At 28.3% G+C, this 12,203-nt stretch carries 10 protein-coding genes; 3 read left to right on the forward strand and 7 right to left on the reverse strand.

The features are described from left to right. Positions 1 to 151: 151 nt before the first annotated feature. From ACERKK_RS06325 to ACERKK_RS06350, 6 genes are all read right to left on the reverse strand, one after another. Complete coding sequence (locus ACERKK_RS06325) at positions 152 to 1,111, reverse strand: cytochrome b/b6 domain-containing protein (protein WP_373772243.1); 960 nt, start codon at positions 1,109 to 1,111, stop codon at positions 152 to 154. Then, entirely contained in the window at positions 1,101 to 1,712 is a 612-nt protein-coding gene (gene fdh3B, locus ACERKK_RS06330) for a formate dehydrogenase FDH3 subunit beta (protein WP_373772244.1), read from the reverse strand. Before fdh3B ends, ACERKK_RS06325 begins: the two co-directional genes overlap by 11 nt. Before the next feature lie 9 nt (positions 1,713 to 1,721). Next, positions 1,722 to 4,544, reverse strand: coding sequence for a formate dehydrogenase subunit alpha (locus ACERKK_RS06335; protein ID WP_373772245.1), 2,823 nt, complete (start codon positions 4,542 to 4,544; stop codon positions 1,722 to 1,724). A 15-nt stretch (positions 4,545 to 4,559) separates the two neighbouring features. Beyond that, complete coding sequence (locus tag ACERKK_RS06340; RefSeq protein ID WP_373772246.1) at positions 4,560 to 4,772, reverse strand: Tat pathway signal protein; 213 nt, start codon at positions 4,770 to 4,772, stop codon at positions 4,560 to 4,562. A gap of 100 nt (positions 4,773 to 4,872) precedes the next feature. Beyond that, positions 4,873 to 5,643, reverse strand: coding sequence for a molecular chaperone (locus ACERKK_RS06345; RefSeq protein ID WP_373772247.1), 771 nt, complete (start codon positions 5,641 to 5,643; stop codon positions 4,873 to 4,875). After that, positions 5,633 to 7,330: an ATP-binding protein gene (locus ACERKK_RS06350; RefSeq protein ID WP_373772248.1), complete on the reverse strand. Its 1,698-nt coding sequence runs from the start codon at positions 7,328 to 7,330 to the stop codon at positions 5,633 to 5,635. The genes ACERKK_RS06345 and ACERKK_RS06350 overlap by 11 nt, the downstream gene beginning before the upstream one ends. Positions 7,331 to 7,525: 195 nt before the next feature. On the opposite strand from ACERKK_RS06350, the gene ACERKK_RS06355 reads away from it, so the two are divergent. From ACERKK_RS06355 to ACERKK_RS06365, 3 genes are read left to right on the forward strand one after another with little or no spacing between them, the layout of a single operon-like run. Then, on the forward strand, positions 7,526 to 8,671 hold the full coding sequence (locus ACERKK_RS06355) for an ABC transporter substrate-binding protein (RefSeq protein ID WP_373772249.1): 1,146 nt from the start codon (positions 7,526 to 7,528) through the stop codon (positions 8,669 to 8,671). Further along, positions 8,668 to 10,263: a sensor histidine kinase gene (locus ACERKK_RS06360; protein ID WP_373772250.1), complete on the forward strand. Its 1,596-nt coding sequence runs from the start codon at positions 8,668 to 8,670 to the stop codon at positions 10,261 to 10,263. Before ACERKK_RS06355 ends, ACERKK_RS06360 begins: the two co-directional genes overlap by 4 nt. Next, complete coding sequence (locus tag ACERKK_RS06365; protein ID WP_373772251.1) at positions 10,253 to 10,915, forward strand: response regulator; 663 nt, start codon at positions 10,253 to 10,255, stop codon at positions 10,913 to 10,915. The genes ACERKK_RS06360 and ACERKK_RS06365 overlap by 11 nt, the downstream gene beginning before the upstream one ends. Positions 10,916 to 10,932: 17 nt before the next feature. On the opposite strand, the gene ACERKK_RS06370 is transcribed toward ACERKK_RS06365, so the two are convergent. Beyond that, a partial coding sequence (locus tag ACERKK_RS06370) for a PhnE/PtxC family ABC transporter permease (protein ID WP_373772252.1) occupies positions 10,933 to 12,203 on the reverse strand: 1,271 nt, incomplete at its 5' end.

Here is a 12,203-nt window from a genome sequence, read left to right on the forward strand (position 1 = left end):
GTTGCTTCATTTTCTATAAGTTTATCTATTACTACTGTTTTTAAATATTTGGCGTTATCCATCTTTTTTCCTTAATATGCAAAATTTGCATATTTACTAATTTTTAAAAAAATAAAAGTAAATCTGCTCCCTAAGGAGCAAATCACTTTGTTTATTTTCTTAAATCTTCTTCTTCTAAAACATCAGGTCTTAGTTGTTCTAAATACTCAACAGGTAATCTTCCTGTAATTACTCCAGGGATATATCCTTTTACAGATACAAAATATGAGTATACTGTTTCAAACGTAAAGAATGAAATAATAGCACTCCCCATAAAGTGAATAAACAGAATAAATCTCTTTAACTGTATAGTCTGAGCATGTGTTGCAGCATCTGGGAACATAAACCAAATTATAAATCCACTAGTTACAAGTAATGCTCCAAAAGCAACATACATGTAATAGTTTATTCTATCCATTGGTGCATATTTTCCTCTTAAGAAAATCTTGTTCCAAAGTTTAGTACTTGGTCTTACAAAATATTTATGATCTTTAAAAGCAATAATTGTCATGATAATCCACACTGGCATCCAACCAACACCAACGATTTCATGAGTTGCTCTCATAAATCTAGCTATTTCTCCACCACCTGTCCAGTTTCCAAATGTAATTGAAAACCCAGTGATAAATAAATAACACATAATAATAATATTTAATAAAAGAACTAATCTTTGAAAAATCGAATATACTTGAACAGTATCTTCTGTTCTAGTAATTTTTGCTTGTTTTCTTCCCTTTGCTACAATGAACATTGTTAAAAATAAAAAGAACTCAACAGTAAATACTATAGGTAATAAATGTTGTCTCTCTTCAAATGCTCTAATAACTTCTGGTGCAATTGCATTATACTCAGGTCCAAAAAGTGTAACTTCCATTTGTTGATAATGCGTTAAACTTTCATAAGGAACAACTTGTCCAGTGAAATTTCCCTGCATCATCTGTAAAAGGAAGTGGTACACATAACCAATATCTGCAATAGTAGCTAACCAAAAGTACCAATATGTTAAAAGGACGAATAAAAGACCTATAATTAAATAGGCCTTGTATTCACTTAGAAAACTTTTATTTTCCATACGCTTTATCCCAACCATAAGGTGCAGATTGAACTCCATGTCCTGCTGACATTACTCTTTGTCTAAAAATATTTGATACAGATTCTGCATCTCCTACTAATAAAGCTTTTGTAGAACACATAGCAGCACAAACAGGAACTTTTCCTTCTGCAATTCTATTTTGACCGTATAATTCTCTTTCATGTTCGCTGTTTGTATCATCTGGACCACCTGCACACATTGTACATTTATCCATTACACCTTTTGTACCAAATGCCCCATTTGCAGGGAATTGTGGCGCACCAAAAGGACAAGCATATAAACAATATGAACAACCAATACATTTGTCTTTATCATGTAAAACGATACCGTCTTGTCTGATATAAAAACAATCTACTGGACAAACTTGTTCACAAGGTGCATCAGTACAATGCATACAAGCAACAGATAAAGAAAACTCCATCCCTTGCTTACCTTCATTTACTGTAACAACTTTTCTTCTAGAAATTTCTACTGGCAACTCATGCGCTTCAGCACAAGCAACAGAACAACCATCACAATGAATACATCTGTTTTCATCACAATAAAATCTCATACTTGCGAAATTTATATTATTACTCATGTTGCTCTCCTATGCTCTTGCAATCTGACATAATCCACCCTTAGTCTCAGGTATTTGCGTAACAATGTCATAACCGTAGTTAGTAACAGTATTTGCACTCTCACCTGTAGCATAAGGAGCAGTTCCATCAGGATACTTATGTAGTAAACTCTCACCTTCCATAACACCTGCGAAGTGAATTGGAATAAATATTCTATCAGGAGTAACTGAATAAGAATAATGTGCTTTTACTTTAATTTTTGTTCCATGAGGCGAATGAATCCACATCATTGAACCATCTCTAATACCGTATCTTCCTGCTAAATCTGGATTAATATCACAGAACATTTCAGGAGTTAATTTTGCAAGATACTTAGATGCTCTATTTTCCATACCAGCACCGTTCATATTTACAAGTCTTCCTGTAACTAAGTTAATTGGGAAATCTTTTGCCCAATCTTGTTTAGTTTGCTCAGAAATATATCTAGTATCAACTCTCCAGTGATTTGGTTTATCAGGGAAAGATGGGTACTCTTTTGCTAAATCTGCTCTTGGAGAATGTAAAGGTTCTCTATGTTTTGGAATCTCATCTGCCCAACCCCAAACTCTAGCTCTTGCTTTTGCATTTCCATAAGGAGCAATTCCTGCTTCCATACATTTTTCAGCAATAATATCAGACTTATCAACTTTCCAGTTTTTACCAATTTTAGATTTCTCTTCATCAGTCAACTTGATTTTTAATACTTTCTCAATATTATCTCTTGTTATTTCAGGATATCCATCTTTGTTATTTGAATTTTTAGGTGCGCTTCCTTTACCAGCAAGTAAATCAACACCATCTTTTTCAACACCAAATCTGTTTCTGAATCCCATACCACCCTCTTTAACTGATCTGTTTATATTATATAAAACAGGGCTTCCAGAGTGTGAAGTCGTCCAACAAGGCCATGGTAAACCATAATATTCACCTGTCATTTCGCCATAACCTCTTAAAGTTACGTCATCAAACATGTGCCAATTATCTGTATGTTTTTTTAATCTATCAGCTCTCCATCCAGTTAAACCAATAGTTTTAATGATTCTTGCAATTTCATTAGTCGCATCTTCTGGCCAAGAGAAATCTTTTCCTTTTCCCATACCTGCTGTTAATTCATCATAGAACCCTAATCTTTTTGCTAATTCAAATAAAATATCTTGATCAGCTTTTGATTCATACATAGGTTTGATAATTTCATATCTCCATTGTGCACTTCTATTTGTAGCAGTTACAGAACCACTTGTTTCAAATTGAGTAGCAGCTGGTAAAATATAAACATCATCTTGCTTATCTGTAATAATCGCACCTTCATTAACAAATGGATCACAGAAAACTGCTAATTCAAGGTTATCTAAGGCTTCTTTTACTTTTTTTGTTTGAGCAGTTGAAGTAATTCCATTACCCATTACAAATAAAGCTTTTAAACGTGTATCTGCATTATGAATTGCATCTTCACCTTCATTTCCACCTAATACACCAGCCCACCATCTAGCTAATGAGAATCCTTTTTTACCCATCCATGATGGATCTTTAAATCTTCCTTGAAGCCAATCAAAATCAACTCCCCATGAAGAAGCAAAGTACTTCCATGAACCTTCACTTAGCCCATAATATCCTGGTAAAGAATCAGCTAAACATCCAAAGTCAGTAGCACCTTGTACATTATCATGACCTCTTAGAATATTAGTTCCTCCACCTTCAACACCCATATTACCAAGTGCTAATTGTAAGATTGGAGCCATTCTTGTATTTGATGAACCATTTGAATGCTGAGTTAAACCCATAGCCCAAATTAAAGTTCCTGGAGTATTAGCAGCGTAATACTTAGTGATTTGTACAATTAAATCAGCTTTTACACCAGTAACATCAGCAACTCTTTCAATAGGCCAATTTTTAGCCTCTTGCATAATTTCATCCATTCCATAAACTCTATCATTAATAAAGTTTTTGTCATGCCAACCATTTTCAAATATGATATTTAACATTCCATACATAAATGGAATATCAGTACCTGGTCTAATTTGTGCATATAAATCTGCTTTTGCAGCAGTTTTTGTAAATCTTGGATCAACAACAATAATTTTTGCGTTGTTTCTCTCTTTTGCTTTTAAAAAGTGCTGGAATCCAACTGGGTGATTAACCGCTGGATTTGCTCCAAAAATAATGATCGCTTTAGAGTTTTGAATATCTCCTAAAGAATTTGTCATAGCACCATAACCCCATGTGTTTGCCACCCCGGCAACTGTTGAGCTATGTCAAATTCTAGCTTGGTGATCTATATTATTAGTTCCAAACATTGCAGCAAATTTTCTATAATAATACGCTTGTTCATTATTGAATTTTGCTGATCCTAAAAACATTGTTGAATCAGGCCCAGATGTTTTTCTTAAAGATTCTAATTTAGTTGCAATACCATCTAAAGCAGCTTCCCAAGAGATTCTTTGCCATTGACCATTTTTCTTAACCATTGGATGTTTAAGTCTTACTTCAGATCTAACCATATCAATCATATCAGCACCTTTACAACAGTGCCCTCCAAGTGATACAGGGTGATCTTGAGCAACTTCTTGTCTTACCCAAACGCCATTTTGAACTTCTGCTATTACACCACAACCAACTGAACAAGCTGTACAAATAGATTTAACCATTTTTGAACCAGGGTAAGGATTTTTAATCTCTTCCTCTGTAGCTTTTCTAGTTGCGTTTGTACTAGCAAAAGACGATGTAACACCAAATGCAGTAGCTACTGCAGCCATTTTCATAAATGACCGACGACCTACTTTTGCATTTAGAGTTTCATATGTATTTGCTGACATACGTTTCCCTTTTTGTTAATTTGCGTTCTTGTAAAATTCTTCCCAAGCCGCAGTTTTTTTGTAAAGTATTTCTTTTTTTCTAGAACTACCTACAACAACACCATTATTCTCATCACCTTGTACCGATGATTTCCCAGTAGCAGCCAATACACTAGTACCTGCAACAGCTGCAGTACCAGCAGCAACTAATGCTGCCTTTTTGGCAAAATTTCTTCTGCTTTCTTGCACGACTGACCTCCTTATAGAAATTAAGCCCCTTAAAATAAGAAACTTTATAAAAAAAGCTTTACTTTCTTTATAAAATTTCTAGTAAAAGGAAAACCTTTTACTAAACTTCTTCTACGTAATTCATAATTTCTGGTTCTTTTTCATCTTCTTTGTTTTTTGGTCCATTAGCTTTAAGAGCTTTATTTCTAGCTCTTCTTTGCATTTCTTCATCAGAAATTACTTCACAAGCAACTTCTTTTTGAACTTTTTCTTTTTTTACAGGTTTTGAAACTTCTAAGTAAAGTCTTTCAAAAGCTACAAAAGAGTGTAATACAACCATTAATTCTTTGTATATTTTTGAATTATCATTTTCATAAATATCTTTTGCAAAATCATCTATAAAATCATTTAAAATTTGTGCAAAAATACAATGAACTGTATTTTCATAAACTTTTTCACCACTTGAAACTAAATCTGTAAGTTCTGCCATAACTGAAAAAATAAAACCTACAGAATCTTCATATTCATGATATTGTTTTTCATCTCTTCTAATTTTTGTTTTTCCTAAGAATTGAATCATTTCAACTCTTTTTTTGCCAGATTCTACACCTTCATCATAAAAAGATGCTGTTTGTCTAATTTTTTTATTTAATGGATTATGAAATAAATCATCAAATTCTTGAAGTAAAGCTACATTCGAAGATGGGTCTAATAATTTTGATATTTCATCTAATGCTGTTTGAGAACTAGCATCTAATGCACTTTGTTTTAAAACATTAACTAAATTTACAAGTTCAAAGTAATTTTGACTCTCTTTTGAATAAACAAAAAAGTTTGCAAATAAGTTATAGTAAAGTGCTCTTGCTTTATTTATTGCTTGATTATCTTGCATTAGTATTTCCTTGGTTTTTTTGGTCAAAATAGTTTTGCATCATAATTTTTGGTTTACAATCAGCACAACAATATAAACTTCTTGTTTTTACTGGATCTGATGCAAAAATTGGTCCCATCATATCTGCAATTTTATTTACTGATTTTGTTGTTGCAAAATCTTTTCCACACTCAACACAAGCAAATAATTCATCTTGAGCTAAGATATTTTCTTTAAACCATGTTGGTTCAAGATTAATAACATCTCTTTTTATTGTAAGACAATCAGTTTCAGGACATGATATTTCACAGTATCCACATGATGTACATAAACTTGGATTTAATCGTAAAGTATTATCACTAGCATCAGCTTGAAGTGCATTTACATTACAAGAACCAACACAAACTAAACATAAAGTACATTTATCTTGATTTACTTCTACAAGTCCATAATGAATATGCTCACCTGTTTTTACAACACCTAAATCATCATCGCCTACAATTTTTTGTAATCTATGAGAGATTATTTCTCTTTTTTTCAATCCATCTTGATTAAAATTAAATCTAGAATTCTCAATAAATGAAACTTCATCTAATGCAGTTTTTAATTCTTCTTCATTCATTGCTACTAAAATTGCATCTTTAGAATATTTTTTTTGATAAATATCATTTACGATTCTAATTGCATCACCTGAACCTTTTGAGATAAAGTCAGTATAAAAAATAACTTGTGAACCTGATAATTGAAGTAAAGTTAAAAATGAACCTTCATGTAAAAATTTTTCACCTTCAATAGCAAATGGTAAAACATTTTCTTTTAATGAAATATTTAAATCACCTACATTCATTTTTTGAGGAACTATTAAAGGATGAGTATTTTCATAAGATTTACTCATTTCGTAGATTGATTCTTGGTTTGATGGTGCATATTCAAGTGCACCTGATGGACAAACTGAAATACATCCACCACAACCATGACAATCAATTTGAGAAAAAGCTAAAGTTTTTGTTTTATCATCTTTTGTAATTGCAACTGTTGGACAAACTTCTTCACATTTAGAACAAATTTCTTCTCTTCTTCCATGATATTGACAAATACTTTCATCATAAGTTGTAAATTTTTTATAAGAATATTGATTTATATTTGATTTTAATAGTTCTACAACTTCTTCTACACTTGAAAGATTTGGATCAAATGTACCACTTTGGTTTAGTCCCATTTGTTTAGCATCAAACCAAACAATTTGAGAAACATTTAAAGTTACATCATTTCCTTCATCATCAACAACTACACTTAAGTTTCCAATATGTCCTGATATCTCTTTTACAATATTTTCTTTTACAAAAAATAGCTCAAAATCATCAGATTTTATTGCTGCTTTAAAATTTTCATACTCTTCTTTTGTATTTGCTATTAATAATAATTGTTTTGAAACTTCTTGTGAATATGAAATATCTTGTGCAAGATCATATTTATTTGCAGCTATTTCATAAAGTTTTTGAACATTTTTTATTTTATCTGCCATTGAATCTTGTGAGTTATTAATATAAAAACTAATCTCTTCTGCTATTAGTTCTGCTTGTATTTCTTTTGTATTTGAGATTAAGAAGTCACCATCTTGTACATCATCTAGATTTGTAGTAACTAAGATTTCTTCACTAACTGGAAAATCTAATCCCTTTGGATTATAATATATAAATTCTTGCATATGTTATGCCTTTAAAATTGGTAAAAAATATTTGACCTAATTCTATATGCTTATATTTTAAACAGAACTTAAATGTTAAAATATTTTTTACCATTTACAAAAGTAATGTTACATTTAAGCACTTATATTCATTATTCCTTCTTTAAACACTTTTTATTAAAGCTATAATTTGTCCATTTTTTTGTAAAATTCCCAATGATTAAAAGACTTCCAATACTAATATTTATATTTATATTATTTTACGCTTATTTTAAGGATGAAACATTTCTTGATAAAGAGATAAAAATAGGTACATCTTTACCTATGAGTGGTAGTATTCAACCATGGGGAAATGCGGTAACTTCAGGTATTAACTCTTATTTTAAATATGCTAATGAAATGAAAATCTTAGATGATAAAAAAATAAACCTTTTAGTTTATGATGATAAATATGAACCTGAACTTACAAATGACAATGTAAATAAATTAATTTTTCAAGATAATGTCTATGCACTTTTTGGTTTTGTAGGAACTCCAACAGTAAAAAGTATTTTACCTATTTTATATGATGAAAATATCCCTTTTTATTCGGCTTTCACAGGAGCATCTTTTTTAAGAAATACCTCAAATAAAAACTTTATAAATTTTAGAAGTTCATACAAAGAAGAAATTGAAAAACTTGTTGATTATTTATATAATAAAAAAGATATAAATAAAATCGCAGTTTTTTATCAAAATGATGATTATGGTGAAGAAGGATATGTTTCTTTATTAAAATCTTTAGAAAAAAGAGAACTAAAACTAGTAGCAGAAGGTTCATATAAAAGAAATACACTTTCTATTACCCATGCTTTTAATGAAATAAAAAATGCTAAACCACAAGCTATTATAATGGTTGGTGCTTATAAAACAAATGCTTTATTTATTAAAAAAGCAAAAGAGAATGAAAACTTAAAAGATACAATCTTTTGTAATATCTCATTTAGTGATGCAAATACTATGATTAAAAAACTACAAAGTCTAAATACAAATACAGATAATTTAATCTTCTCACAAGTTGTACCAAACTATTTAAATACTGATATTCCAGTTATACAAGAGTATCAAACTTTAATGAAGAAATATTATCCAAATCAAGAGTTAGGTTTTATCTCACTTGAGGCATTTTTATCTTCAAAAGTATTAGTTACAGCAATCTCAAAAATAAAAGGTGACCTAACAAGAAAAAAGTTGATTCAAGCTTTAAAAAATACAAAATCTAGTACTTTAAATGGCTTAGTTTTAAACTATAAAAAAGCTCAACTTTTAAATAAAACATATTTATTTAAATATGAAAATTCATCTTTTAAAGAGATACAATGATGATTAATAAACTTAAAAAAATAATTGCATATTTTGATAACTTAAGTTTTAAATACAAAACATCTTTTTTAGTATTTATTATTGCTGGGGGAATGATATGTATTGTTATATTATCTCAGATTTCTACTTTTACAATAAAACAAGATTTTGATGTATTATTTGATAAAAGAACACAAAACTTAATAAAACTAGAACATATAAAAGATACATATAAAGTAAATATTCAAGATACTATTCATGATTTACAAAGCAATGAGCTAAGTATAAATCAAGCCAAAGAAGTACTATTGTTAGCAGAACAACTAATACACAAAAGTTGGTCTAGTTATAAAGATGAGACAAATCAAAATTTTCCTAAATTTTATATTACTTCATTTATAAAAGAGTTTTTTATTACAAAAGAGACATATTTTGAAAATAAGATACTAAAAAAAAGTATTATTAAAAATGTTGATAAAAAAGTTTTAACAATCAAAAAACATTTAGAAGAGATTATGAATAAAAAACAAAAAGATAGTTTTTCAAAATTAAATCTTGAGGTAAATGCAATTTCTATTTATATTACAAGTTTGATTAACTATGAATTATCTTTAGCTATAAATGAAAAAAGAAATACTCAAAAAGTTTTTAATACTATTCTTATTTTTTCAGTAATTTCTATATTTATTGTTTTCTTATTTTCTATTATTTTATCAGTTTATATAATAAATAACTTTAAAAAACTTCATAATTCACTAGAGCAAAAAATAGAAGATAAAACAAAAGAACTTACTGAGTTAAACTCTTATCTTGAAGTAAAAATCAATAAAGAAGTACAACAAAATAGAAAAAAAGACATTATCATGTTTCAACAAGCAAGATTGGCTAGTTTAGGTGAAATGCTAAATAATATTGCACATCAATGGCGACAACCATTAGGTTCTATTACTATGATTATTCAAAGTTTTCAAACTAAAATGTATCATGGGAAATTAACAAATGAATTTGTAGACGAAAAAGTTCATGACGCCCTACTTTTGGCACAAAATATGTCAACTACACTTGATGATTTTAAAAACTTTTTCTCTCCTGATAAAACTAAAAATAAGTTCTTTATAAAAAACTGTATTGAACACTCAATTGAGTTATCAAAATATCTTCTTGAAAAAGAAAATATTAAAATAAAATTGAAAATAAAAGAGGATATTGAGTTAAATACTTATTACAATGAGTTATCTCATATTTTTTTAAATATCCTTTCAAATTCAAAAGATGCTTTATGTTCTAATATTGATAAAAATGATAGAATCATAAAAATTATTGTACATAAATATAAAAATGAAGTAGTAGTTAATATGCTTGATAATGGTGGTGGAATTAGTGATGAAATTATTCCTAAAATCTTCGAACCATATTATACAACTAAATATAAAAGTGCTGGTACTGGTATTGGTCTTTATATGTCAAAACAAATTATTGAAAAACATATTTATGGTTCAATAACATACAAAAATATCGTACATAAGATTAAAGAAGATAACAAAAGTTATAAATGTTCGTTATTTACAATAAAAATCCCTATTATAGATCCAAAGGTTAATGATGCAAAATAAAGATTTAAATATCTTACAAGAGTTTAATATTTTATATTTAGAAGATGATGAGAATTTGTTAAAACATACAAAAGATGTATTAGAAGATTTTGTTAATAATATTTATGCTGTTAAAACATCAAAAGAGGCACTTGATATTTTATTAAATAAAAAAATTGATGTAATTATCTCAGATATATTACTTGAAAATGAAAATGGAATTGATTTTTTAAAACATATAAAAGAAAAGAATATTATTATTCCTACGATATTAACAACAGCACATACAGATACAAAATATCTACTTGATGCAATAAAGTTAAAAGTAGAAAACTATATTATAAAACCTATAAATATCAAGGATTTATTAGATAGTTTACATGATATTTTACTTCCAATAGTTCAACAAAAAGAGATACAAAAAAGTATAAATGTAATAAAAACTATTTCAGCTGTTACAGATAGTAAACAAGTTGATATAGTAAAGTTTATTATAAATAATCTAGATAAAGATAATTTATTTACAGCTTCATATTCAGAAATTATGGAAGAAGTGTCTATTTCAAAACCAACTTTGATAAAACTATTTAAAGAGTTATCTGAAAAAAACATCTTAGTAAAAGTACAACATAAAACATATAGATTTAATGAAACAGCATTAAATAGTTTGTAAAGTAAGGATTTAACTCCCTACTTTAATTCACATCCACAAGTTGTAATTGTACTTTTTGTTCGTAAGTAATCTCTTACTTTTTTAGAAATCAAATCAATACTAATATTTAAAAGTGCTGTAAAGAATAGTAAAATCACAACCTTATCAAGTCTAATATCTGAAATTGCAGAGTCAATATAAAATCCTAAAGTAGCAACACCTAAAATTCCAAGTATTGCTGATTCTCTCATAATTACTTCCCATCTGTAAAATAAAAAGGCTAAGAATGAGTTATATAGTTTTGGTAAAACCTCATAAGTATATAGATTTAGATGTCGTGATTTATCTAAAACATAATCTAATTCATTTGATTGTTTTCCAATAATAAAAGCAATAATAGCACCATTGTGTAACATCAAAGCAAGAACAGCAGGAAGCATAGAAACACCAAAAACTGATAAAAATAAAAATGCCAAAATATACTCAGGAGTTGATCGTAAAATCACTAAAAATATATGAGAAAAAAATCTAAAGAACTTATTTGTAAATCTATATGAAATCAAAGGAAATAAAATCAATGCTAAAACAGCTGTAAGTACTAAAGAAATTTGTGTTAAAACAATAGTATTAAAAATCCCTGGAACTATTTCATTTACAAATATTTTATTAAACCATGTCAGAAGTTCTAAAAAGCTTTCATTATTTCTAATTGGGCTTGGAATAATATCAATTGAGATAAATCTTATAAAATTATCATAAGAAAATGAACTTGCACTAATTTGCATATTTAAAAGTGAAATAATAAATAAAATCAATACTGTAAATTTATTAAACCAAAACTTTATACTTGCAATTAAGATATAAAAAATAATTAGCATTAACCATACTTCGTGATAATAACCTTGCATAAAAGATGATGATAAGTAATATCCAAGAGTAAGAATTCCTACAAATCCTAAAATTGCAGATGATTTCATTGCACATTCAAAACGATATAATGTATATGAAACTATATGTGGTAAGGCATTTGGTAATTTAGTATAAAAAAATAGTGATAATTTTGAAGCATTTTTTGATACTGTTTTTTCATCAAAAGTATCATACTCCTCTAAAATTTCAGCATAAACTTTTGTTAAAATAGCACTATAAGGTAAAACAATTGCAAGAATTGCAGTAATTGTATTTAAACCAAAAATTTGTAAGAAAATCAAAGCCCAAAATATCTCATGAATAGCTCTAATATAAGCTAAAATCACACGAACAATTGTATATTTAAAATAAAAAGATAAAAAAAATCCAATAAGTGCTG

This window comes from Poseidonibacter sp. (genome assembly GCF_041821165.1).
Taxonomy (GTDB): Bacteria; Campylobacterota; Campylobacteria; order Campylobacterales; family Arcobacteraceae; genus Poseidonibacter.